22 protein-coding genes are annotated in these 23803 nt (G+C 40.7%); 17 read left to right on the top strand and 5 right to left on the bottom strand.

Going from position 1 to position 23803, the window contains the following annotated elements:
- Positions 1 to 35 precede the first annotated feature (35 nt).
- From porL to Q2T41_RS06450, 4 genes are all read left to right on the top strand, one after another.
- Positions 36 to 689 carry a type IX secretion system motor protein PorL/GldL gene (gene porL / locus Q2T41_RS06465; RefSeq protein WP_089260655.1) on the top strand — a complete coding sequence of 218 codons (654 nt, stop codon included), beginning with the start codon at positions 36 to 38 and terminating at the stop codon, positions 687 to 689.
- 52 nt (positions 690 to 741) lie between these two features.
- Positions 742 to 2298: a type IX secretion system motor protein PorM/GldM gene (gene porM / locus Q2T41_RS06460; protein WP_089260654.1), complete on the top strand. Its 1557-nt coding sequence runs from the start codon at positions 742 to 744 to the stop codon at positions 2296 to 2298.
- Between the two features lie 60 nt (positions 2299 to 2358).
- Positions 2359 to 3246, top strand: a complete 888-nt coding sequence (porN, locus tag Q2T41_RS06455; protein WP_089260653.1) for a type IX secretion system ring subunit PorN/GldN — start codon at positions 2359 to 2361, stop codon at positions 3244 to 3246.
- Positions 3247 to 3346: 100 nt separating this feature from the next.
- A complete protein-coding gene (locus tag Q2T41_RS06450; protein WP_304435404.1) occupies positions 3347 to 4390 on the top strand; it encodes an NAD(P)/FAD-dependent oxidoreductase in 1044 nt (347 codons plus the stop codon).
- On the opposite strand, the gene Q2T41_RS06445 is transcribed toward Q2T41_RS06450, so the two are convergent.
- Positions 4387 to 4776, bottom strand: coding sequence for a DUF983 domain-containing protein (locus tag Q2T41_RS06445; RefSeq protein WP_089261234.1), 390 nt, complete (start codon positions 4774 to 4776; stop codon positions 4387 to 4389). The genes Q2T41_RS06450 and Q2T41_RS06445 overlap by 4 nt on opposite strands.
- Positions 4777 to 4910: 134 nt before the next feature.
- On the opposite strand from Q2T41_RS06445, the gene Q2T41_RS06440 reads away from it, so the two are divergent.
- The 8 genes from Q2T41_RS06440 to Q2T41_RS06405 all read left to right on the top strand — a co-directional run bounded on the left by Q2T41_RS06440 (position 4911) and on the right by Q2T41_RS06405 (position 16067).
- Positions 4911 to 6818: an ABC-F family ATP-binding cassette domain-containing protein gene (locus Q2T41_RS06440; RefSeq protein ID WP_304435403.1), complete on the top strand. Its 1908-nt coding sequence runs from the start codon at positions 4911 to 4913 to the stop codon at positions 6816 to 6818.
- Positions 6819 to 6977: 159 nt separating this feature from the next.
- A complete protein-coding gene (locus Q2T41_RS06435) occupies positions 6978 to 7856 on the top strand; it encodes a leucine-rich repeat domain-containing protein (RefSeq protein ID WP_304435402.1) in 879 nt (292 codons plus the stop codon).
- 213 nt (positions 7857 to 8069) lie between these two features.
- Entirely contained in the window at positions 8070 to 8951 is an 882-nt protein-coding gene (locus Q2T41_RS06430; RefSeq protein ID WP_304435401.1) for a leucine-rich repeat domain-containing protein, read from the top strand.
- A gap of 467 nt (positions 8952 to 9418) precedes the next feature.
- Positions 9419 to 10549, top strand: a complete 1131-nt coding sequence (locus tag Q2T41_RS06425) for an efflux RND transporter periplasmic adaptor subunit (RefSeq protein ID WP_089260648.1) — start codon at positions 9419 to 9421, stop codon at positions 10547 to 10549.
- Positions 10549 to 13779: an efflux RND transporter permease subunit gene (locus Q2T41_RS06420; protein ID WP_304435400.1), complete on the top strand. Its 3231-nt coding sequence runs from the start codon at positions 10549 to 10551 to the stop codon at positions 13777 to 13779. The genes Q2T41_RS06425 and Q2T41_RS06420 overlap by 1 nt, the downstream gene beginning before the upstream one ends.
- 1 nt (position 13780) lies before the next feature.
- Positions 13781 to 15181, top strand: a complete 1401-nt coding sequence (locus Q2T41_RS06415; RefSeq protein WP_379921118.1) for a TolC family protein — start codon at positions 13781 to 13783, stop codon at positions 15179 to 15181.
- A gap of 19 nt (positions 15182 to 15200) precedes the next feature.
- Entirely contained in the window at positions 15201 to 15878 is a 678-nt protein-coding gene (locus tag Q2T41_RS06410; protein ID WP_304435399.1) for a hypothetical protein, read from the top strand.
- 6 nt (positions 15879 to 15884) lie between these two features.
- Entirely contained in the window at positions 15885 to 16067 is a 183-nt protein-coding gene (locus tag Q2T41_RS06405; protein ID WP_089260645.1) for a CPXCG motif-containing cysteine-rich protein, read from the top strand.
- Here the strand turns inward: Q2T41_RS06405 and Q2T41_RS06400 are convergent, their stop codons facing one another.
- Positions 16068 to 16748: a head GIN domain-containing protein gene (locus Q2T41_RS06400; RefSeq protein WP_304435398.1), complete on the bottom strand. Its 681-nt coding sequence runs from the start codon at positions 16746 to 16748 to the stop codon at positions 16068 to 16070. It lies immediately after the preceding gene.
- A gap of 171 nt (positions 16749 to 16919) precedes the next feature.
- Here Q2T41_RS06400 and Q2T41_RS06395 point away from each other — a divergent pair, with 171 nt between their 5' ends.
- A complete protein-coding gene (locus Q2T41_RS06395; RefSeq protein WP_304435397.1) occupies positions 16920 to 17714 on the top strand; it encodes a hypothetical protein in 795 nt (264 codons plus the stop codon).
- Positions 17702 to 19237 (top strand): glycoside hydrolase family 113, encoded by a 1536-nt coding sequence (locus tag Q2T41_RS06390; RefSeq protein WP_304435396.1) that lies wholly within the window; start codon positions 17702 to 17704, stop codon positions 19235 to 19237. Before Q2T41_RS06395 ends, Q2T41_RS06390 begins: the two co-directional genes overlap by 13 nt.
- Positions 19238 to 19270: 33 nt before the next feature.
- Here Q2T41_RS06390 and Q2T41_RS06385 read toward each other — a convergent pair whose 3' ends face one another.
- Positions 19271 to 19486, bottom strand: a complete 216-nt coding sequence (locus Q2T41_RS06385) for a hypothetical protein (RefSeq protein ID WP_304435395.1) — start codon at positions 19484 to 19486, stop codon at positions 19271 to 19273.
- Here Q2T41_RS06385 and Q2T41_RS06380 point away from each other — a divergent pair.
- From Q2T41_RS06380 to Q2T41_RS06370, 3 genes are all read left to right on the top strand, one after another.
- Positions 19485 to 19865, top strand: a complete 381-nt coding sequence (locus Q2T41_RS06380) for a hypothetical protein (RefSeq protein WP_304435394.1) — start codon at positions 19485 to 19487, stop codon at positions 19863 to 19865. The genes Q2T41_RS06385 and Q2T41_RS06380 overlap by 2 nt on opposite strands.
- Before the next feature lie 88 nt (positions 19866 to 19953).
- Entirely contained in the window at positions 19954 to 21027 is a 1074-nt protein-coding gene (locus Q2T41_RS06375) for a sensor histidine kinase (RefSeq protein ID WP_304435393.1), read from the top strand.
- A complete protein-coding gene (locus tag Q2T41_RS06370) occupies positions 21024 to 21785 on the top strand; it encodes a LytR/AlgR family response regulator transcription factor (protein WP_304435392.1) in 762 nt (253 codons plus the stop codon). Before Q2T41_RS06375 ends, Q2T41_RS06370 begins: the two co-directional genes overlap by 4 nt.
- A gap of 13 nt (positions 21786 to 21798) precedes the next feature.
- On the opposite strand, the gene Q2T41_RS06365 is transcribed toward Q2T41_RS06370, so the two are convergent.
- A complete protein-coding gene (locus Q2T41_RS06365; RefSeq protein ID WP_304435391.1) occupies positions 21799 to 22344 on the bottom strand; it encodes a hypothetical protein in 546 nt (181 codons plus the stop codon).
- Between the two features lie 120 nt (positions 22345 to 22464).
- A complete protein-coding gene (locus Q2T41_RS06360) occupies positions 22465 to 23706 on the bottom strand; it encodes a DUF2130 domain-containing protein (RefSeq protein ID WP_304435390.1) in 1242 nt (413 codons plus the stop codon).
- Positions 23707 to 23803: the final 97 nt, after the last annotated feature.

Below are 23803 nucleotides of genomic sequence, written 5' to 3'. Positions count from 1 at the left end.
AATCTTTTTTATTAAACCTTAATTAAATTAAAATCATGGCACAGTCAAAATCCACAAAAAAATTATTTAACATGGCCTATGGCCTAGGAGCATCAGTAGTAATTATTGGAGCATTGTTTAAAATTCTACACTGGGAATTTGGTCCACTAACAGGTGGTCTATTATTAGCGGTAGGTCTTATTACGGAGGCCCTTATATTTGCGATCAGTGCATTTGAACCAGTAGATGACGATTTAGATTGGTCATTGGTATACCCAGAATTGGCTGGTGGTGAAAGCAAAGCCCCTAAAAAAGGTCAAGCTGCAGAAGTAAAAGAAGCAGAAGCGTCTTTATCTAAGAAATTAGATGATTTGTTAAAAGAAGCTGGCGTAGATGCAAGTCTTATGGAAAGCTTGGGAACTAGTATTAAGAATTTTGAAGGTGCTGCCAAAGGTATCGCTCCAACAGTGGATGCAATGGAGTCTACAAAGAAATATTCTAGTGAAATGGTTCAGGCTGCAGCTCAAATGGAGTCTTTGAACAGTCTTTATAAAGTACAGTTGGAAAGTGCTAGCAGACAAGCTTCAGTAAACGAGGAAGTAGTTCAGAATGCAAGTGCGCTAAAAGATCAAATGGCATCTTTGTCTACCAACCTTTCTTCATTGAACGGTGTGTACGGTGGTATGTTATCTGCAATGAGTAAAAACTAATTGGATTTTTTACCAAACCCCAAATTAATTAATAATTAAAATCTAAAAATCCATGGCAGGAGGAAAAGCAACACCACGTCAGAAGATGATCAACTTAATGTATTTGATCTTCATCGCGATGTTGGCACTAAATATGAGTAAGGAAGTATTGGCCGCATTCGGTATAATGAATGAAAAGCTAGAGACTTCAAACGCAATGACAACCGCAAGTAACGAAGCGTTCTTGGGTAGTCTGGAAACCAAAGCATCTGAAGATGCGGCTAAATATGAAAAGCTGTACAAGAATGCTCAACAGATCAAAGCAATGTCTCAGGAGTATTATGATTATCTAGAGTCGCTTAAAACTGGAATGACGGAAGGTCTTGAGAATCCAAAGGATTATGCAAGAATGGACAATTCAGATTTCTTAGATCAAAAGTTCTTTCAAGGGGACAATCTTTCAGAAGGAGGCAAAGAGTTCATGAAAAGACTTACTGACTATAGGGATAATGTTGCGGCTATCGTACCAGCTTCATTAAAGAGCTCGGTTATAGATCGTTTCCAAACAGGAAATGCAGAAGGTAAGGTACAAGCTAAAGATGGTATGCAAGATTGGATAAACTATCATTATGAAGGTTATCCTTTAGTAGCTTCATTGGCTAAATTGACCGCTCTTCAAGCAGATGTAAAAGTTACTGAAGAAGCAGCTTTAAAATCTATGTTAGAAGGTGAGTTGACCAGTCAGGTATCTTTAAAGAACTTTGCTACATCCCTTGCAGCTACTAAATCTGCTTATTATGCAGGTGAAAAGTACGATGGTAAGATCATCATCAGCAAAACGGATAACTCTTCTACTCCAGTAAGAGCTGAGTTAACCTTGGACGGTAGAAAATTATCTGAAGGTTCTGATTATAAATTAGAGGCAGGTGGTGTAAAAATGCTTATCAATTCTGGTTCTGCCGGTGATCATGAAGTAAAAGGTACGATCTACTTTAAGCAAGACGGTGAAGAAATTCCTGTAGAGGTGAACAATTCTTTTGCTACCATTTCTAAGCCAAATGCGGCATTGATCGCTGCTGACAAGATGAACGTGGTATATAGAGGTGTTGCCAACCCAATGTCTATTTCTATACCAGGTATACCAAATAATAAGGTAAGGGCTTCTGCTCCTGGTCTTAAAGCGGTTAGCGGTAGTAAATACGTAATGAACCCAGGAACGGGTAGAACGGTTACCATTACAGCTTCAGGTACGTTGCCAGATGGTCAGCCTATAACTTCTAAATCTGAATTCAGGATCAAGGATATTCCAAGGCCAGAAGGTAGTATTAGTAAGCAGACTGGTAGCATTAAACTTCCTAAAAGAAACGTAGAGATCGCTACTATAGGTGCGGGTCTAGAGGATTTTGATTTTGATTTGAACCTTGCGGTAAGCGGTTTCAAATTCAAGGTGCCGGGACAGCCAACTGTTTCTGTTAGAGGAAACAAAATGGACAGTAAAGCTAAAGCGGCTCTACAACGTGCCAAAAGAGGTGATATCGTGCAGATTTTCGATATTGAAGCATACATCACCAATAACAAAAGTTACAAGTTGAAGAAAGTATCTCCAGTTGTTGTGGAGATTACAAACTAAATAAATGGAATGATACCGGGTAAGTTGATCTTGCCCGGTTAATTTTAAAGTGAAACAAACATGAATTGGAAAAATGTTTTTGTAATCGGGGCGGTAACATTGTTGCCCATATCTATGATGGCCCAGGCAAATGTTTTGAATGCCAAAAAACCTGAAGAGGTTGGTATTCGTACAGAAGCGCAGAAAGCCGTAGATAACGATGCACCCTTGGAATATGGTTATGTAGATGATAGGGATATACTTTGGTCCAAAACTTTATGGGAGACCGTAGATTTGGATGAGCGTGTAAACTTTCCGCTATATTATCCTACGGATACCATGGATATTGGACCGGATAGAAGGTCTTTATATCATGTTCTAATTAAAAATTTAAAGAGTGGAAAATTAGAAACGTATACAGATTCTTATTTCACTAAAAAAAGATCGTATGACGATTTAAAGGATGCCTTGCAAATGGTTGATACCTTGGATTATGGATACGAACAAATGAATGCCGGAGAAACGGTTTCTGAAGAGTACATTACTCGTAGAAGTATTTCCGCGGCAGACATTGAAGAGTACCATATTAAAGGAATTTGGTATTTTGACAAAAGGCAGGGAGAATTAAAGTATCGTCTTTTGGGGATTGCTCCGGTAGCACCGGATGTCAACTTCATGGATGACGATAACCCAGATATGGTTGAATTGTTTTGGGTATGGTACCCAGATGCCCGTGAGATTTTACATGAGGCAAAGGTGTTCAACCAACAAAACTCTGCACAACCCATATCTTTTGATATGTTGCTGAATGCACGTAGGTTCAATGCGGTTATCTATAAAGAGGATAACGTACAGGGAGATAGGGAAATTGATTCCTATATTTCTGACAATGCATTGTTTCAATTGCTTGAGGCAAAACGTATCAAGGAAACAATCAGAGATAAAGAACAAGATATGTGGGCTTATTAAGCATCATATAAAAATCCAATTCATTTTTAAAAACCCAATCCTAAGATTGGGTTTTTTGTTTTTATAAAACATTTTATGGTTTTGTGATTACATTTGCCCAATGGTAGATTATATAGTGGTAGGGTTAGGGTTGGCCGGAACTTCTTTTTGTGAAACTTTACGGCGAAACAACAAGACGTTTGTAGTGTTCAATGATCGGTCGCAAACATCCTCTAGGGTGGCAGGAGGCCTTTACAATCCTATAATCCTAAAGCGGTTTACACTTTCTTGGAAAGCAGATGAACAATTGTTTTATGCCACGGAATTTTATACTCAATTAGAGCAGTTTTTAGGAGTTCATTTTAACAGGAGATTAAGCGTATTACGAAAATTTGCTTCAATAGAGGAACAGAATTTATGGTATGAGGCTGCGGATAAGGAACGGCTAAAGCTATTTTTGGATACCCAATTGGTCACTAATAATAATCCTCATCTTAACGTGCCCAACAAATTGGGAAAAGTACTGCATACCGGAAAATTGAATACTTCATTATTGCTAGATACCTATGAACAGTGGTTGGTAGAACAAGGAATAATGCACTATGGGACCCTTGATTACAATAAATTGAAATTTGGTAGCAAAGATGTGGTGTATGGTGCTATCACGGCCAGGCATATCATTTTTTGTGAAGGCTTTGGACTTACTACAAATCCATATTTTAAGTATTTGCCCTTACAGGGTTCAAAAGGGGAGTATCTCATTATAGAATCCAAGGAATTAAAGGAAGAAAGTCTTGTAAAATTTTCCCTGTTCCTTATTCCATTAGGAAATGATCGGTATAAGGTTGGGGCTACTTATAACAGGGGTGATAAGGATAACGACATTACCCTGTGGGCAGAAAAGGAAATCATCAATAAATTGAATACCCTTTTAAAATGCAAATATACGGTCGTAGGCCAAGAAGCGGGGGTTAGGCCAACGGTAAAGGATAGAAGGCCCTTGGTAGGTAAACATCCGCAATACCCTAATATGTGGGTGTTGAACGGTTTTGGTTCTCACGGGATTATCATAGGTCCATGGGCATCCAAGGCACTTTTTGAACATATAGAAATGCAAAGGCCTTTGGATAAGGAAATGGACATTAATAGATTTTTACCCAATTAAGGTGTATTGGCCTTGGTACTAGCTTCATACTTCACAAAAATGTTGATCCATATATTTCTGGATAGCCGCATGATAACCGGCATAAAGGCAATCATGGTTAAAACAATGGCTATAAAAGTCTGTATAAGGTCTGCACCAATAAAAAGCCTTGCAATTACAAAGGCGGCAACCGCAAAAGCAATTCCTACCGCATAACTAACATACATGGCCCCATAAAAAAAAGAGGGTTCTATCTTATATTTAAAACCACAATGACCGCACTTTTCATGCATTTTAAAAATTTTGCTTAAATGATAGGGGTTTTTATCCAAATACATACTTTCTTGATGACATCGGGGACAACTTCCTGTTAAAATGCTGTAGAGTTTGTTTCCTTTTTTTAACATTTGCAAAACTTTATGTAAAGATACAAAAAGGCGGCTCTTTTTATCCTTTTGATAACCGTCCAAAAAATTATAAGTATACAGTTTGCCCTATCATTTGTTATGGGTAAAAATTTAAAACAGAAGAATTATATTTTATGTTAAACGTTCATAACCTATCAGTCTCCTTTGGCGGAGAATATTTGTTCGAGGAAATCTCTTTTCGTCTAAATGCAGGGAATAGAGTAGGCTTAGTAGGTAAAAACGGTGCGGGAAAATCTACACTGCTAAAATTGTTGAATAGGGACATGGCTCTGGATACCGGGGTTATAGCGGTAGAAAAGGATATTAAAATCGGTTTTCTTAGGCAAGATATAGATTTTGTACAGGGAAGAACCGTTTTGGAAGAAGCCTATCAGGCATTTGAGGAAATCAAAAAATTGGAGCTTAGGTTAGATGAGATCAATCATCAACTGGCAGAACGTACGGATTATGAAACGGATTCGTATAGTCAGCTGATCATAGACCTTAACGATGTCTCCCAGCATTATGAGATTTTGGGAGGTTATAATTATCAAGGCGAAACAGAAAAGATATTACAGGGCTTAGGATTTAAGCGGGAAGATTTTGATAAAAAGACCGAAACTTTTTCAGGTGGATGGCGAATGAGAATTGAATTGGCAAAACTATTGTTGCAGAGTAACGATGTGCTTTTGCTGGATGAGCCAACCAACCATTTGGATATTGAATCGATCATTTGGTTCGAGCAATTTTTAAATAATTATACGGGCGCCGTGGTCATCGTATCTCACGATAAAATGTTCTTGGACAATGTTACCAATAGGACCATAGAAATATCCTTGGGACGAATCTATGATTATAACAAACCATATACCCAATACTTGGTCTTGCGTAACGAGATTAAACAACAACAGTTAAACGCCCAAAAGAACCAGGAAAAGGAGATTCAACAGGCAGAACGTTTAATTGAAAAATTTAGGGCCAAATCTACAAAGGCATCAATGGCCCAGTCCCTTATTAAAAAGCTCGATAAAATTGAGCGTATAGAGGTAGATGAAGATGATAATAGCGTAATGAACCTTCGTTTTCCAGTGTCCATCACACCCGGTAAGGTAGTGGTAGAAATAGAAGGGTTGTCAAAATCATACGGAAGCAATTTGGTTCTTGATGATATTAACCTGCTTATAGAGCGCGATAGCAAAACGGCCTTTGTTGGTCAGAACGGACAGGGAAAATCTACTTTGGCAAAAATTATTGTTGGTGAGCTGGAGCATGAGGGACGATTAAAATTGGGCCATAATGTGCAAATAGGGTACTTTGCCCAAAACCAAGCGGAATATCTAGATGGTAACAAAACCATATTGGACACTATGATAGACGCGGCCAATGAAAGTAACCGAAGTAAGGTAAGGGATATTTTAGGTTCTTTTTTGTTCAGGGGAGATGAGGTGGAAAAGTATGTTAAGGTATTGTCAGGGGGTGAACGTAACCGCCTTGCCCTGGCCAAAATGCTGTTACAGCCTTTTAATGTATTGGTGATGGATGAACCTACCAATCACTTGGACATCAAATCCAAGAACGTATTAAAACAGGCATGTTTAAATTTTGAGGGTACGTTGATATTGGTATCCCACGATAGGGATTTCCTTCAAGGATTAACCAATAAGGTCTATGAATTCAAGGATTCTAGGATAAATGAATATCTGGGCGATGTGGATTTCTATTTGGAACAGCGAAAAGTGGAAAATTTCAGGGCCATAGAAAAAAAACAAGCAGTGGCCGTAGAAAAGGTCAAGCCCATGGAAAATTCATTTCAGGATCAAAAGAAGCTTAAAAGTTTAAAAAATCAACTTAGTTCCGTAGAAAGTAAGGTGGGCAGTCTAGAGAAGGAAATCAAGGAAATTGACCACAATCTATTGGTAGATTATGATACTACCATTCAAAAACCTAACTTTTTTGATTCCTATCAGGCTAAAAAGGATAAACTGGAAAAGCTCATGCAGCAGTGGGAAAATCTTACAATGGATATAGAGTCTTTAAGTTAAGGTATTTTTATAGACACCTGTTTTAACACGTTTTACAACAGAAAAGGTAACTTTCACAACAAACGGTGGTTGCACAACGATAAAATTTTAGTTTTCAGCGTTAATAGTTCAAATTTGTAGGACAATTCCTAAGTATTGGATGCTAAAAACCACCAACATATGAAAAAAATATACTCTTTAAGTTTCAGTTTGTTTTTACTGACTACCGTATGTTTTGCAGAAATTTCCAAAAAGGAGAAAAAGGCCTTAATGGATTTTTATACAAGTACAAATGGTCAGCATTGGGTTAAAAAGTGGGATTTGAAAAAGCCGGTTTCACAATGGTACGGTGTAAAGGTGGTAGATGACAAAGTTGTAGAGATCAATTTATTTCACAATAATCTAATGGGGCCAATCTCTTCTGAAATAGGAAAGTTGGAACATTTAGAGGTGCTAAATTTGGCCTTTAACTCATTGACAGGGAATTTTCCCCAAGAAATAGCCAGCTTAAATAACCTAAAGGTGTTGAAGCTGGAGATGAACAGGTTAAAAGGAGAGCTACCAATGGAAATAGGTAATCTGTACCAACTAGAGGAGCTTTCTGCATTCAATAATTTTTTAACCGGTAAGATACCTGCCACGGTAGGCAATTTAAGGGGACTTAAGATATTGAACTTGTCCAGCAATAATTTCTATGGTGATATACCTAGTTCATTAGGACAATTGACCCAATTGGAAACTTTGGGATTGTTTGAAAATAAATTGGAAGGTGCCATACCCAATGATATGGGCAATTTGTCTAACCTAAAGGAATTGGTTTTGGCCAATAATAATTTAAATGGCGAAATACCCAGTGAATTTGCCCAACTGGCAAGTTTGGAAGTATTTCAGATACAGAATAACAATTTTAGTTCTTTTAAGGCTTTAGAGTTTTTGGAGACCAAGGAGTATTTGGTTTTTGATTATGACAAGGACGATAGAAAACTTGAATTTAAGGATATCAACTTTAGTAAGACCAAAATGGCGGATACTAAATTTGAAGATGATATTGAAGAGTAAGAGTAGTTTACACTTTTAGTTAGTTTGGTGATAGAAAGAGATGTACAACTACATCTCTTTCTTGGTTGTGTATTTTTAACACAATAATCTATCATAAAATCAATTTTAATACGTTATAGAATAACTGCTTTTTTATGGCAGCCCTGTTTTTTAACAGAGTTGACAGAAGATGAGCATCATTTAATCCCCCAAAACCAACAAAAATTTTTCATTATGAAAAATACCTTCAAAAGCTTAACCGTCCTTTTTGTGCTGGCCTGTAATTTTACGTCCATTGCCCAAATACCAAAAAGTGAAAAACAATATTTAATTAAGTTCCATAAAAGTACGCTTGGTGAAAACTGGCAGAACCCATGGAATTTAAACGAGGATCCCACTACATGGTACGGCGTACAAATAGAAAACAATCATGTTGTAGGCCTTAAACTGTATAGAAACAATCTTAAAGGTAAAATTCCCGCAGGTATAACTGCGCTTACCAATTTAGAGACCCTAAACCTGGCGTTCAACGCTCTTGAGGGTAATTTGCCCCAAGAAATTTTTAAGGTCGGTACATTGAAGACCATACGTTTGGAAATGAACAAATTTAGCGGTAGTCTTCCTGCGGATTATACCAAAATGCATAATCTGGAGGAACTGTCCATGTTCAATAACCTATTGGAAGGAGAAATACCTGATGGAATAGGGAGTTTGCAAAACTTAAAAATATTGAATCTTTCCAGTAATTATCTAGAAGGCCATTTGCCAAAATCTATTGAAAAATTGTCCAAATTGGAGCAATTAGAGTTATTTGGCAATAAATTGGCCGGAACAATAGATGTTGAACTTGGCAAGTTGATGAATCTAAAGGAATTGATCCTATCCTATAATAAGTTTGAAGGAGATTTGCCAAGTAGTGTAGCAAGTTTAAATAACCTGGAATTTATACAGTTACAAGGAAACGATTTCAGGTCCTTGAATTCATTAATGCAGTTACAGTCGCAAAAGTTGGCTGTTTTTGATAGTGATGATGAGTTTTTGAACATGAAGTTCAGTAAAGTAGGTGTTAGCGAAACAAGGTTGGTAGATACCAAGTTTGAGGATGTAAAACACTAATTAGAATAAAATATAGATAAAAAAGGGATGCCAAGCATCCCTTTTTTTATGCAGTATATAGTAGACGATACCTATACTTTATGATTTCTTTAACCATGCTCAAAACAAATGCCATATGTCTTTTTTTGTAGTTTCGCTTTTTGTTTTTAAATCTGTTCATAATCAAATAAATAGCAGGTTTAAAAGCGGTTACGTTCATGTTTTGACAATGTTTTTTAAGAATTTAGGGAATAGTGTTCAAAATGTTCTAAAAGCCTTATTAAATAGCTTTTATGATCGTCAATATAGTAATAGGGTTGCTAGGGCTAGCATGGGGGAAATGAAGTTTCTGGACTATAACTCAATTTAGGATAATGTCGTTTCACTTTGCTTTTTGGCCGTTTCAAGGTAAAACTATGGTCAAGTAGGTTGGTGGGGGGTATATTTGACTTTGTATTTTTTAGATATGTTTTATAAATAACAACAAAATGCGCAAAATTATTTTTACCGGTTTAGGCATATTATTAATTGTCATATCCATCTTTTTTTCCAAGGTTATCATTGATAGCAAGAAAACATTTAAGCCAAGATCAGAGAAGGTGGTCAAGACCGTATTTACGGAAGTTGTTGAAAACGGTACCGTTCCTATTGTGGTAACGGCCAATGGTAACCTATCGGCCAAACAGCGTGTAGAACTTTATGCAGAAGTACAGGGCGTATTTAAAAAGGGCAGTAAGCTGTTCAAGGAAGGGCAATCCTTTAGGCAAGGGGAAACTATTATCAATATAGATGCCGATGAATATGCGGCAAGTGTCCAATCTGCCAAGAGCAATCTATTTAACCAGTTAACTTCGGTAATGCCGGATTTGCGGTTAGATTATCCGGATATTTATCCAAAGTGGCAAAAATATCTGGAGAATTTTGATATGTCCAAAAGCACCCCGGCACTGCCTGAGATGACTACGGAGAAGGAAAAGTTCTTTATATCCGGTAGGGGTATATTGACCAGTTATTACAATGTTAAGAATTTGGAACAGCGCTTGTCAAAATATCGTATTGCTGCGCCATTTACCGGTGTGTTGACAGAGGCTTTGGTAACAGAAGGTACTTTGGTGCGATCGGGACAAAAGTTAGGGGAGTTCATTAATCCGGAAGTATATGAATTGGAGGTATCCATCAGTAAGTCCTACACGGACCTTTTAAAAGTAGGAGAGTCCGTAGAACTTACCAGTCTAGATGATAATGTAATCTACAAAGGAAAGGTTTCACGAATAAACGGAAATATAGACCAGGCATCGCAAACGGTAAAGGCTTATATAGAGGTCGTAGATAAGAATTTGCGAGAAGGCATGTATTTAGAAGCGAATTTGGATGCCAAAAAAGAGGAAAACGCTATAGAAATAGATAGAAATTTATTGTTGGAAGGAAACCAGATTTTTGTGGTAAGGGATTCCGTTCTGGATATCATAGATGTTGATCCGGTCTATTTTTCGGATAAACGTGTGGTCCTTAAAAATGTTCCCAACGGGGTTACGATTATGAGCAAGCCATTGATCGGGGCCTATACCGGTATGGCCGTTAAAATTTACGCTGAACAACCAGATAATACCAAAGGATAATGCGCAAACTGATAGAATACTTTATACGGTACCACGTTGCCGTAAATGTAGTGGTAATCTCCTTTGCACTATTTGGTATTGTGGGTGCAAAGTCCTTAAAGTCATCGTTCTTTCCTTTAACGGATTCCAAGAATATATCAATAACCATTACCTACCCAGGTGCATCTCCACAGGAAGTGGAAGAAGGTATCGTCCTTAAAATAGAGGATAACTTAAAAGGATTACAAGGTGTAGACCGTGTTACCTCAACATCAAGGGAGAACAGTGGTACCATCAATGTGGAAATTGAAAAGGGGGAGGATATAGATTTTATGCTCTTGGAGGTTAAAAATGCGGTAGATCGGGTACCCACCTTTCCTACGGGTATGGAACCGTTGATCGTATCAAAATTAGAGGCCGTACGCCAAACCATTGCCTTTGCCATTAGTGGTGATAATATTCCCTTGGCCACACTAAAGAGCGTGGGCAGGGAAATTGAGAATGATTTACGGGCCATGCCGGGCATATCACAAATTTCCATAACCGGTTTTCCGCAAGAGGAAATAGAGATTGCCGTCAATGAAAACAATCTATTGGCCTATAATATAACATTTACCGAAGTGGCCAATGCGGTCAGTAACGCCAATATATTGGTAACGGGAGGTAATATAAAGACCGATGCCGAAGAATATTTGATCAGGGCAAACAATCGTTCTTATTTTGGCGATGAACTTTCCAATTTGGTGGTCAAGGCCGATCCGTCCGGGGCTATAATCCGCTTAAAGGATGTTGCAACCGTAAAGGATCGTTTTGCGGAATCGCCCAATGCAACCTATTTTAACGGTAATCTTTCCGTAAGTACAACAATTACCAGTACCAATAACGAGGATTTAATTGCCTCTGCGGAACTGGTGAAGGAATACGTAGAGGAATTCAACCAAAAATATAACAACGTAAAGCTGGATATTGTATCAGACCAATCTACCACGCTCGTGCAACGTACCCAATTGTTGACTGAGAACGCTATTATGGGGATGATATTGGTTTTGATATTCCTATCGTTGTTCCTTAATACCAGATTGGCCTTTTGGGTTGCATTTGGACTACCGGTAGCATTTTTGGGAATGTTCGTATTTGCAGGATTTTTTAATGTAACCATTAATGTGCTCTCGTTGTTCGGTATGATCATCGTTATCGGTATTTTGGTAGATGACGGTATTGTGATCGCAGAGAATATCTATCAGCATTACGAAAAAGGAAAATCTCCGGTACAAGCTGCTGTAGATGGTACTATGGAGGTATTGCCACCTATTATATCGGCCATTATTACCACCATATTGGCATTTTCTATCTTCTTGTTTTTGGATAGTAGGATCGGGGAATTTTTTGGCGAGGTATCGGTAATCGTAATCTTGACTTTAGTGGTTTCACTGGTAGAGGCCTTGATTATACTACCGGCCCACTTGGCACACTCCAAGGCATTACAGCCCATAGATGATAAACCAAAAACAGGATTTGCAAATGCGTTTGCCAAATTAAGGGTCATCAATGAATTTGGGGACCGACTTATGACATGGATGCGTGATACCCTGTATACGCCCGTTCTACATTTTTCCATGAAGTACAAGGTATTTATGTTCAGTATTTTTGCCGCTGCCTTTATCTTGACCATTGGCTCTGTTGGCGGGGGAATTATCAGGACCGCATTTTTTCCAAGGGTTGCCAGTGATAGGGTAGGTATTGAACTGGAAATGCCAAACGGTACCAATGAAAAGATCACGGATTCTATTATTTCCATGATCGAGGAAAAAGCGGAAATCGTAAATCAGGAATTGACCGAAAAGTATTTAAAGGGTACGGACAAGGTGTTGTTCGAAAATATAATCAGGCAATTGGGTCCGGGGTCATCTACCGCCCAATTAACGCTTAACCTATTACCTGGTGAGGAAAGACCGGACGTCATTTCTGCGGATATGGTTACCAGCAGGTTAGAGGAACTTGTGGGTCCCGTAATTGGTGTAGAGAGTTTAATTTACGGTTCTGGAGGTAACTTTGGTGGTTCTCCGGTCTCCGTATCCCTTTTGGGCAATAATATTGAAGAGCTTAAGGCCGCAAAGACCGAATTAAAGAATACCTTGGTGACCAATCCTAGGTTAAAGGATATATCGGATAACGATCCGGCGGGAATCAAGGAAATACGCTTAACGTTAAAGGAGAATGCCTATTTGTTGGGCTTGGACCTACGTGCTATCATGGCACAGGTAAGATCTGGGTTCTTTGGCGTACAGGCGCAACGTTTTCAAAGGTCTCAGGATGAGATCAGGGTGTGGGTAAGGTATGAACGTGATGAACGTTCCTCGATCACCAATTTGGACGATATGAGAATCGTAACCCCTACCGGTGAGCGTGTACCGCTTAAGGAAATTGCGGAATACACCATTGAGCGTGGTGATGTTGCGATCAATAGGTTAGAGGGCAGACGAGAAATTCAGGTATCTGCGGATATGAAGGATGTTAAGGACAGTCCTACGGAGATCATGACAGAGATACAGAATGTCATTATGCCGGAAATACAATCAAAATATCCTACGGTTAGTGCCTCTTATGAGGGACAGAACAGGGAGTTGGGCAAACTCACGGGTTCATTGAAACTGGTTGGGTTTACCGTGCTTTTATTGATTTATATTACCATAGCGTTTACGTTCAGGAGCTTTAGTCAGCCCCTAATGCTACTATTATTGGTGCCGTTCAGTTTTACGGCCGTAGCTTGGGGTCACTGGATCCATGATTTTCCGATCAACGTAATTTCATTGCTGGGAATCATTGCCCTTGTAGGTATTATGGTAAATGACGGCTTAGTGTTGATCGGTAAGTTCAATTCCAATTTACGCGAAGGTATGACGTTTGATAATGCCATATTTGAAGCCGGTAAATCTAGGTTTAGGGCCATTTTCCTAACGTCCATTACTACAATTGCCGGTCTTGCACCGCTCATGTTGGAGACCAGTAGACAGGCCCAATTTTTAAAACCTATGGCCATATCCATTGCGTATGGTATAGGTATTGCAACGGTACTGACTTTGTTAATGCTCCCCTTGTTCCTATCGTTCAGCAATAATTTAAAATCCAAGAACAGAATGTTGGCTTCTGGCCATAAGATTACCAAGGAAGAGGTAGAGCGTGCCATTGTGGAGAAAAAAGAAGCGGCACATTTGGAAAACCATATGCAGCATTCCCATGATAGTGAATAGGATGAAAATTGAACCAGCAATTAGAAGGTATAGCACAATGAGGAGATTACGATTGATATTTGTATGGGTATTGTTTCCAGTTTTTGGGGCAATTGCCCAAGAGAAAAAGCTTTCAAAGGAAGAGGCCGTGGTCAAGGCCTTGGAGAATAATTTTGGCATTGAAATAGCAAAGAACCAGATAGATATTGCGGAGAATAACGCAAGTGTTCTAAATTCTGGCTACCTACCAACCTTAACGGGTACTGCGGGCGCAACATATAATAACAATGATACCAGAACGGAATTTCCCGGTCAGTTGAACGATGATGGTAGCCCAAGGGGAGATATTGAAGTAAATGATGCCGAAAGCCAGCGGTATAACGCGGCCATAAATTTAAACTATACCCTTTTTGATGGGTTGGGAAGGTTCTATACATTTAAGCGGTTAAAGGAGCAGTACCAGTTAAGCACTTTACAGGCACGGGAGACCATTGAGAATACCATGTTGCAAATGTTCAGTGTATATTTTGAGATCGCCAGATTAACGGAAAACAAAAACGTACAGATGCAGGCGCTGAATATTTCTAAAGATCGTATACAGCGAGCGGAATATTCATTTGAATACGGACAAAATACAAAGCTGGATATATTGAATGCCCAGGTAGATGTTACCAATGACAGTATTAATCTGTTGAATACGGAACAGCAACTGGCCAACGCCAAACGTGATCTTAACGTGGTATTGAACCAGAACCTGAACGAGGAATATGAAGTGGACACCACCATTGTTTTTATCCCTAAGTTTCAGATTATGGAATATATAGAGAATTCCATTTCCAATAACGTGGCCATTCTACAGACAGAGACCAATTTAAATATTAATGCGTATGATATTAAGGTCAACAAATCCGGTTATCTACCAACGATAGGACTTACCGGTTCATATGGGTGGAACAGAAACCAGAACGCACCGTCAGCTTTCTTGACGGGAGCCGTTTTTCCGGGCACAAACTCCAATGTAGGCAGTATGAGCTTGGGTGCAAGCCTTACTTGGAACCTATTTGACGGCGGCGGTACAACGGTACGTGTCAAGAATGCAAAAATTACCTATGCCAATCAAGAGTTGCTTCGTAAGCAGGTAGAATTGGAGGTGAACAGGGATATTCAAAATGCATTGGCCATTTACGAGAACAGGTTAAAGATTTATCAGATTCAAGAGCAGAACGTACTTACCAACCAGAACAATTTTGAACGTTCTCGGGAACAATTTCAATTGGGAAGTATTACATCTATTGAATTTAGGCAGGCGCAGATCAATTTGTTGAATGCGCAGACCAATAAAAATCTAGCAAAATATGACGCCAAATTGGCCGAACTACAATTACTGCAGCTTACCGGCCAGTTATTGAACGTAGAACTGTAACGGGTATTAATTAGGAGGTATGAATATGTATAGCGATAAAACGGATAGCGAACTTGTTGTAATATTACAGCAGGAATCGTTGTTGACTTTTGAATCACAGTTGAAACTAAGGGACGAGTTGAATACCCGTGCTATTGCCACGGATACCACTGCCTTGGAAAATTCCATTGCCCGTAAACTGTCAGAAATCAACAATCTGGATTATTTAAAGGATTTTGGTTTTACGGCGGAAAGAAATTCGGACGAATTGACCATAACGCGCACCAATAAAGCCTTGTTTACGGATATTATCGGAATTGTAATTGGGATATTGGTCTTTCTTTTGGGAATATATGGTTGTATAAACCTGGTCATGACCTTTATCAATGGCGATGAGTTGGATGTGTTCACCTTGGCCTATAAATTTGCCATGGCATCTTTGGTATTTATTGGTTTTACCTTTTTTAGCGGATTAAAACGACTGTTTGATTATACCGGTTTTGAACTGACCAAACAGGGGGAGCGCATCACCCTAAAAAAACGTTTTGACGTAAAATTGGAAGAAATTAATGCTGCCGTCTCAGATGTTTATTTGGATACCGAGGAAGACACCCTTTATCTAAAATTGGGCCAGCATACCATTTTTACTTCCAATGCGGATAACTTAATACAGTCCATGACCTTAAAGAAATTGGCCAACGAGCTAAAGGGAATTTAACAGCGTATGTACGAGCATTTTTTTCAATGTCCCTATTGTTGGGAAGAGGTTTCCATGCTTCTTGACCCATCCGTGGGGCAACAAACCTATGTGGAGGATTGTGAGGTCTGCTGCAACCCCATTGAGGTCACGCCCCAATTTCAGGAAAATGAGCTGGTGGGTTTCCATGCCCAGAGCATAGAGCAATAATTACTGCAGTATAGTAATTACGCCTCCAAAGGTATCGTCCCGGTCCACAATTTTTGGATTACCATGAATAATGATGTTTCCGCCCGCCTTTACCTTGGCCGTCACCTTTTCAGTGGCAAATATTTCGGCGCGTCCTCCGGCCAGTACGGTAACCTCGGTATTTTCACTTTTTAGTTTTTTGGTATCTACCTTACCCCCGGTATTAATATGGATATCCTGTGTTAGGGTAGTTCCGGAAAGTTTGATCTCGCTGCCGGTCGTACTTTTAATATGTACCGTGGTCGCTTCTAGGTTGAGTATAATTAGTCCGGCTTCCTGAGCCTTTATATCCAATGTTCCGGCACGTACGTTATTTTCAGAAATGATGCGCGCATTTTCGTTTGCATCGATAACGGTTAGGGGTTCCGTATAATGAAGTTTTATGGTAACGGTATTCCCGGACAAAAATTCATGGATCGCCATTTTAATCTTTAACTGCCCATTGCTTTCCTGAATGCTAACATCATCTTTGTCCTCGCCACTTATTACAAGCTTGTTCTCGTTGTCCTTGACCAGGCTTACACTGATACGATCGTACACTTTTAGTTCATTGAATTTCTGTAAGGCTATGGTTTGGCTGTGTTGGCCCCAACACGATATAAACGTGCAAAGGAACAATAGGGGGAGGGTCAAAATTTTCATGTGTCTGAGCTTGGTTTCGCATCAAAGTTACACCACAGCTTTGGTTATACAAGAAAAGATTTAAAATGAACAATACTATGTTTTTTTATAGGAATAGTTAAATATGCCGGTATTGTCGCTTGGTTTTTATCCTTTCACTATCTTAAACAAGTAATAGGGATTAAGGTAGACATGAAAAGAAAACATATTGTCGTTACGTTGGTCATTGCTCTTTTGGCAGTGGGTATGGCAAGCGTTCAGTTAATGTCCGGTGCTGAGCATGCCCCAGATGTTACGGGTTTGGATTCCGTACCTACAAAACGCCAATTACGCCGTAGTTTTTTTGATAAACGTGAAATCATGGTGGTCTACGGCACTACGGATTCCCTATTGGCACAACGCTATAAGGAACTGTTGGAGCCCCTTTCCCGCCAAGAGGTGACCTCATCATGGAGAAGTGCCAAGGTCACCTTTAAAAATGCGTCATCCGTCAATGAGGAAGATTTGCATCAACAGGTAGTCTTCATGGTCGGTGCCATAGATGAGCATGCCGTCTTACAACGCTTTTTGGCGAATACTCCGTTTTATGTGGATAAAGCAAAAATTAAGATCGGTGCCAAGAGTATAGCAAATGACAATGCGCTCCTATCGGTGGGCTTTTATCCCAGTCCCTTGAACCCTACACTGCCCTTTACGTTTATAACGGGCACGGACCCCACACGAATTTTCAACTTTTTTGCCGAAAGGATTACCAATGGCGGACAGGGATTTTATAGACAAAACTTGGACTATGAAGTGTACCATGGCCCCAAGCGTGTGGTGTTAGGCGATTTTGATGCGCAATGGAAGATAGACGCCACCACCTTTTTTGATTTTTCCAAAGGACCCAAGGAACTCTTGAATACGGAATCCTATAGGTTTGTGGCCCACAATAATGCTACGGATGTTGCTACTGCCGGGAAACCCTGGACCGTATGCAACGCATGACCGCCACCATCAATGATGTTGTTCCCGGTACGGTAGCCGCCTCCAAGATTACCTATCATTATTATGCCAATATGGAGGAAAAGGGCTTAATGACGGGCAATACCGATCAAGCCCATATGGATACCTTGAGCAATACGGTTCATATCATTGCCAATGAAGTGTATAAGGGTAATCATACGGGTAAGGATTATGCCTTGTTGTTGCATCGCAAATTGGGAAGTTCCAATATGGATATCCTCACCAAGGGGCTGCCCATATATTTTACGGAAACATGGCAGAAGAAAGGGTACCGTTATTGGGCGGGGCAATTGATAGCATCTGACAATTTTTTGACCGTTTCCCAATTGTTGGACAATGATTTTCTTCAATGGGAATCTGCCCTGGTTCGCGATTGTATGGCAGGTCTGTTCACCGAATTTTTGCTGGATACATGGGGTAGGGAAAAATATCTTGCTGCCTATGCCGATCTTGACCTAACTCCCAAGGAATTGGAACTTTTGGAACTCCAGTGGCAAGATTATCTGCTTACTGTAGCAAACAATCACTCACCGGAAAAGCGACCCGTCAAAGCGCTTCCGTACGTAAAAGGCTTCAATTTTGCCCATGAGGGGTATAACATCTACAACGGTTATGGCTCCGGTAAGGCAACGGAATCGTTGCGCAAGCAAAAGGGTATGGGCAGTAATGCTGTAGCGATCGTACCCTATAGTGGGATCAATGATATCCATACCCCCACGGCGTTCCGTTTTAGCGACCATGCCGGAGGTGAGAATGACGAGTCCGTTGTACATGCAGCATCCGTGGCCCGTACTATGGATATGTATACCGTACTGAAGCCCCAAATATTTGTGGGCGGTAGTTGGCCCGGAGGTATCGATATGCAGACCGATGCGGATTGGGAGCTGTTCTTTGACCACTATTACCGCTGGATCAAGCATTATGCGTTTTTAGCCGAGATTTATGATATAGATGCGCTATGTATCGGCGTAGAATTTACCAAGGCCACTTTGTTACACCCCGATGCCTGGCGAAAAATGATCCAAAAAACCAGGGGGCTGTACTCGGGCCAGATTACCTATGCGGCAAACTGGGGAGAGGAGTTCGAGAATATTGCGTTTTGGGACGACCTGGATTTTATTGGCCTTAATTCATATTATCCGCTCAGTAAAAAGGACAATCCTACCAATGCGGAAATGGCCGCAAAGTTCGATACCATCAAGACCAAGATCAAGACCGTTTACGATCGTTTTAAAAAGCCCATTGTATTTACCGAAATTGGGTTTAGAAGTATAGATGCCCCTTGGAAGAACCCACATGCCGAGGCAGATGAAAGCATCAACCAAGAAATGCAGCAGCGGTGTTATGAAATCATTTTTCAGGGTATAGAGAATGAACCTTGGTGCCAGGGCATCCTTTGGTGGAAATATCCGAGCTATTTGGAATACCGGGGGGTGGACAATAATGCCTTTACCCCCAACAACAAATTGGCCGATGAGACCGTGCGGAAATGGTTCTCCAAATAAATCCTTTTTTACATACCGGTTAAGGGATATGGTTCAAGTGAACAAAATGGTGTAGGTGGTTCCTATGTGGTTCAACCCTAATCTATTGCCATAAACGTGCATGTTTTTTGACATGTGGAAAAATTCATTTTGCCCTCTGGTTGCTTTACTTGGTAATATGGTCGCTTCGGGTATATAAATACTTATTGGGGGAGCTTTAGGAATACCTTTGGGGTATAGAAAATAAGTACACCTAAAAATAAGTATCATGAAACATATCAAGAAATTAGTAGTCGTGGTCATAGTGGCCGTAGGATTTTTTTCCTTTAAGGGCATACACCAACACCACCAAATGGAGCATCAGGTCAATGAACTTTTTGCGGATACCATTGCGGCCGTAGAGCAGGAAATGAGCACATATATTCAACCGGAACTTACGGACCTAAATGAATTAACGGTCCTTGAGGACGAACAGGCCGTAGTGTTGGGTTTTGAGGTCTATAATTATTTGCCCATTGGTTTTGATGCCTATGCAGGTGCCAATTTGACCGAGGCGGATTTTCAGGTATTTGAACAAGAAGAACCAGTGGAACTAGGGTTCAATACCGCCGCGTATCTGCCCAAAGACTTTTCCGCGCATGCGCTTTAAGAAGTTTGTTTAGTTTTTTGTGCAGGTCTTCAAGTTTTTTTGGGGCCTGTACATTGTTCGTAAGAATTCACTATAGAATACAGTACATTTGAAAAAACCTTTTCCAATTACAGATACATACAAATACATGGGCATTACCAAGGTCAAGCAAGGAGAAATTGTCAAGACGGCATTGCTCTTGGGTATTTTGGTTTCCCTGCCCAAGACCATTTACCTCTACAATGCCATAATGGAGGGTAATATGGATTTCTCGTTTTTATGGGTGGCCGATTTTTTATACCGATATCTCTTCTTTTTTGGGTTTTCATGGGCCGTTATCCAGCTGAATACCAATGTGGATTTTGATAGGTTTCAATGGCCGACCCCTGTAAAATGGATGGTGGTCGTGCTACTAAATGTGCTCGTATTACTTTTGGTCATTGTACTGATAAGGATGCTTTACCCCGTATGTTTTGGCAAGGAAATGGACCATAGGGAAATTGGCTTCGTCAATTTTACCCTGATCAACCTGTCCGTGGTATTGTTTTTTATTGCGCGATCCCTAAGGCTTAAGACCGATCGGCAAGATGATCGTATTGAGAACGAACAGCTAAAGCAACAGAATCTGGAAAACGAACTGGCCGCACTGAAAAACCAGATCGACCCGCACTTTTTGTTCAATTCCTTGAATTCATTGACCTCCTTGGTCCGTGAGAACGAAAAGGCCACACAGTTCGTGAACAAGCTGTCCTATATGTACCGCTATATATTACAAAGCAGTGACACCAATTTGGTAACCTTGAAAGAGGAGCTTAAATTTTTGGAAAGCTATGCCTTTTTGATGAATACAAGGTACAGGGACCGTTTACGCATTGCAATTGATATTGCCCCGGAAGTATTGGGTCACCGGTTACCGCCCTTGGCCTTGCAGTTGTTGGTAGAGAATTCCGTTAAGCACAATGAAATATCCGCTACCAATCCATTGACGGTAAAGGTATATTCGCACAACGGAAAGATTATAGTGGAGAATCCCATTCGTGGGCGCAGTACCTTGGCGGAAGGGACCGGAACAGGATTGATCAATCTAAAAAAGCGCTATGTACTGCTTTTGAAACAGGAGGTGGTCATTTCCACAACAGATGGTATTTTTAAAGTAGAACTCCCCTTAATTGAAAAGTCATGAAGGTAATTATTGTGGAAGATGAGCTTGCGGCAAGTGATAACCTGTCCTATCTATTGACCAAGATCGACCCGGAGATTGAGGTCATTGCTACTCTGGATACCGTAACCGCCACGGTCGCCTATTTTTCCCAGCCCCATGACGGAGAGCTGGTCTTTATGGATATTCATTTGGCAGATGGCCTGTCCTTTGAGATTTTTGACCAGGTAACGCCCAACATACCCGTCATCTTTACCACGGCCTATGACCAGTACGCCTTAAAGGCCTTTAAGGTAAATAGCATTGATTATTTGCTAAAGCCCATAGATGGGGAGGAACTGCAGGATGCTTTGGAGCGGTTTAAGGCACAGCGCCAACAAACGGGCATGGATGAGGGGCAGATGAAAAGCCTGTTGCAGCTCATACAGCATAAACCCATGTCCTACAAACAGACCTTTCTGGTGACTATCGGTGATCAGTTGTTGCCCATAAAAACATCGGATATTGCCTATTTTTATATAGATACGGGCGTAGTTAAGGCCGTAACCGCTCAGGACAGGTCCTTTGTGTTGGATATTAAGTTAGAGGATATAGAAGATGCCTTGGACCCCAATTTGTTCTACAGGGCCAATAGGCAGTTCATCGTTAGAAGGGAAGCCATTACCACCATCAAGTTCCATTTTAACAGCAAACTTTTGGTAGAAGTGCATCCGCCCTGTGCGGAGCGTATTGTGGTGAGCAAGGCAAAGGCATCGCATTTTAAAAGTTGGATAGACCGTTAAGAAATCCCACTGGTCAGGGTATGGTAGCCACTTCCGTAATTTTCCATCCGGCATCGGTTTTAATGAACGTAAAACTGTGCTGGGCACCTTCAAAATTTAGTGTTGGCGGGGTGGTGGTCACTAAAATATCTGCCGTAATGGTATCATCAATAGTATCCGTTAGTTGTATTGTTTCATTGGTGCGAAGTAGATTGATGAACGGCTTGTTGAACAGAATATCATAATCCTTCGCAATAAAACTATCAACGGTAATATAGATGAGGTCCTGATAAATGGTCTCGTACCAGAGGGAATCCGTATCTCTTAGCCTATTAATGTATTCCCTTTCCGTAGGGGTGTTCTCCAGGCAGTCATAGCAACGGATGACGTTGCCCGATGCGTTTTTAAATGCCACCTTATCCCTTGCCGCTAAATCGGATAAAAAGGACGACCACATGGTAGATAGTTCATCATTGGACCCTTTTTTCTCCTGTTGGCAGGACCAAGATGAAGTGAACAGCAAGAGAACAAGTATCCTCAACAATGGTCTTCTAAAATACGTTTTAAACTTTTCTGCCATAGCGGTTTCCAGTGGTGTACACGTGTATAAGGGCCGCGTTCAAACTAGTAGGAATGACCGCTGGTCCCGTTTAAAAATCAACAAGGACATCAAGGTTGCCCGGCACCGTGTGTACTGTCGTTAATCATCGATCTCCGCATCCGGTAAATTAAGGATGGTAGAGGTAGAAAGGGAGTTGCCCGCAATACCTTTAATGGAGCCAAAGAGCACGTTAATGTTTTCCTGTACGCCCCAAATCTGTTTCTCCCGTACGGCAAAATTCTTGTAGGCCGCTTTCTTCTCGTAGTTCAGCTGTTTGATCATGGCATCATAGTTCTCAATGATGCGGTTAATGTTCTGTACAAATTCGTTGCTGGTCAGGTAGGAGTAGAGCAGCTCCATTTTATCGCCCTTGTTCTCGTCAGATGATTTTATGGATTGGGTCTTCAGCAATAGTTCCCGCAATACCAAGGACACACTTTTTACTTCGTTAAATCCGCAGATCCACACCCCGTTCTTGGCACCAAAACGGTCCATATCCGGTGGAAAGGTCTCCGTAACGATCACGGCAAGGTCTGCCTTGCAGTTGATCTGGTCCTGTTTTAATTTATTGATCCAGTCGTTGCTGAAATTTTTGGTACGTTTGCTTTCATAGACAATGGACCCACAGGTCTGTTGCAGGGAATTGATGACCGTCTGTATACAGTCCGCACCACGTATACCTTTGCCCACCTCCTCGATTTCGTCAAAGGGGTAGGTACTCCTCAACAGTTCCTCTAGGGCAAGTTCCTGAACCTCTCCCTGCATTTGCATGGAGCCCTGTTCCGCCTTGCGCTTCATTTCGTCAATGAGCTTTTTCTGGTCCTCCAATTGTTTTTGGTATTCCTTTTCCTTCAATGCCATGGCCTCACGTTCCTTGGCCTTGGCCTTTTCCTCTATGACGGACTGCTTTTCCAGCAGTTCTTTCTGTACGTTCAGCTTTAGGTCCTCCGCTTTTTCCTTGAGTTCGTTCTCCCGTTTTAGCAGGTCCAGCTCTTGGGCGCGCAAGGCCCTGTTCTCTTCCTTGCGCTTTTCGTTTTCCTGTTGCAGGGCACGCAATTGTTGCTCAAAGGTTTCATTGGTCTGTTTCTGTATTTTTTCCGATTCCTTGGCAAGGCGCTGCTCCAACTTTTCCTTAAAAAGCTCGTTTTCCTTTTCCTTCTTTCGTTCAAACTCCTCTTTCTCCAGGGCAAGCTTGTTACGCTCCTTGTTGAATATTTCTGCCTGTTCTGACACTTTACGCTCATACTCGGCCTTAAAATGCGCCTGCATTTTGCCGGATAGGGCCTCTTCCACATCAAACTCGTGTGCACAATTGGGACACTTAATTTTATCTACCATCATTTTAATACTACCAAATTCAACTATAAAAATACAGAACCCATGCCAAGCCTACAATGTTTGGTGGTACTCTTATGCCATGAACGGGAACAAATTTTAA

Source organism: Maribacter confluentis (genome assembly GCF_030505015.1).
Classification (GTDB): domain Bacteria; phylum Bacteroidota; class Bacteroidia; order Flavobacteriales; family Flavobacteriaceae; genus Maribacter; species Maribacter sedimenticola.
The sequence above is the reverse complement of the archived record's forward strand: the minus strand, read 5'-3'. Positions and strand labels throughout refer to the sequence as shown.

Bases quoted from the DNA above. Each gene is read 5' to 3' on its own strand.
- porL (WP_089260655.1), top strand. From the start codon at position 36: ATGGCACAGTCAAAATCCACAAAAAAATTATTTAACATGGCCTATGGC.
- porM (WP_089260654.1), top strand. From the start codon at position 742: ATGGCAGGAGGAAAAGCAACACCACGTCAGAAGATGATCAACTTAATG.
- porN (WP_089260653.1), top strand. From the start codon at position 2,359: ATGAATTGGAAAAATGTTTTTGTAATCGGGGCGGTAACATTGTTGCCC.
- Q2T41_RS06450 (WP_304435404.1), top strand. From the start codon at position 3,347: ATGGTAGATTATATAGTGGTAGGGTTAGGGTTGGCCGGAACTTCTTTT.
- Q2T41_RS06445 (WP_089261234.1), bottom strand. From the start codon at position 4,776: ATGTTAAAAAAAGGAAACAAACTCTACAGCATTTTAACAGGAAGTTGT.
- Q2T41_RS06440 (WP_304435403.1), top strand. From the start codon at position 4,911: ATGTTAAACGTTCATAACCTATCAGTCTCCTTTGGCGGAGAATATTTG.
- Q2T41_RS06435 (WP_304435402.1), top strand. From the start codon at position 6,978: ATGAAAAAAATATACTCTTTAAGTTTCAGTTTGTTTTTACTGACTACC.
- Q2T41_RS06430 (WP_304435401.1), top strand. From the start codon at position 8,070: ATGAAAAATACCTTCAAAAGCTTAACCGTCCTTTTTGTGCTGGCCTGT.
- Q2T41_RS06425 (WP_089260648.1), top strand. From the start codon at position 9,419: ATGCGCAAAATTATTTTTACCGGTTTAGGCATATTATTAATTGTCATA.
- Q2T41_RS06420 (WP_304435400.1), top strand. From the start codon at position 10,549: ATGCGCAAACTGATAGAATACTTTATACGGTACCACGTTGCCGTAAAT.
- Q2T41_RS06415 (WP_379921118.1), top strand. From the start codon at position 13,781: ATGAAAATTGAACCAGCAATTAGAAGGTATAGCACAATGAGGAGATTA.
- Q2T41_RS06410 (WP_304435399.1), top strand. From the start codon at position 15,201: ATGAATATGTATAGCGATAAAACGGATAGCGAACTTGTTGTAATATTA.
- Q2T41_RS06405 (WP_089260645.1), top strand. From the start codon at position 15,885: ATGTACGAGCATTTTTTTCAATGTCCCTATTGTTGGGAAGAGGTTTCC.
- Q2T41_RS06400 (WP_304435398.1), bottom strand. From the start codon at position 16,748: ATGAAAATTTTGACCCTCCCCCTATTGTTCCTTTGCACGTTTATATCG.
- Q2T41_RS06395 (WP_304435397.1), top strand. From the start codon at position 16,920: ATGAAAAGAAAACATATTGTCGTTACGTTGGTCATTGCTCTTTTGGCA.
- Q2T41_RS06390 (WP_304435396.1), top strand. From the start codon at position 17,702: ATGCAACGCATGACCGCCACCATCAATGATGTTGTTCCCGGTACGGTA.
- Q2T41_RS06380 (WP_304435394.1), top strand. From the start codon at position 19,485: ATGAAACATATCAAGAAATTAGTAGTCGTGGTCATAGTGGCCGTAGGA.
- Q2T41_RS06385 (WP_304435395.1), bottom strand. From the start codon at position 19,486: ATGATACTTATTTTTAGGTGTACTTATTTTCTATACCCCAAAGGTATT.
- Q2T41_RS06370 (WP_304435392.1), top strand. From the start codon at position 21,024: ATGAAGGTAATTATTGTGGAAGATGAGCTTGCGGCAAGTGATAACCTG.
- Q2T41_RS06365 (WP_304435391.1), bottom strand. From the start codon at position 22,344: ATGGCAGAAAAGTTTAAAACGTATTTTAGAAGACCATTGTTGAGGATA.
- Q2T41_RS06360 (WP_304435390.1), bottom strand. From the start codon at position 23,706: ATGATGGTAGATAAAATTAAGTGTCCCAATTGTGCACACGAGTTTGAT.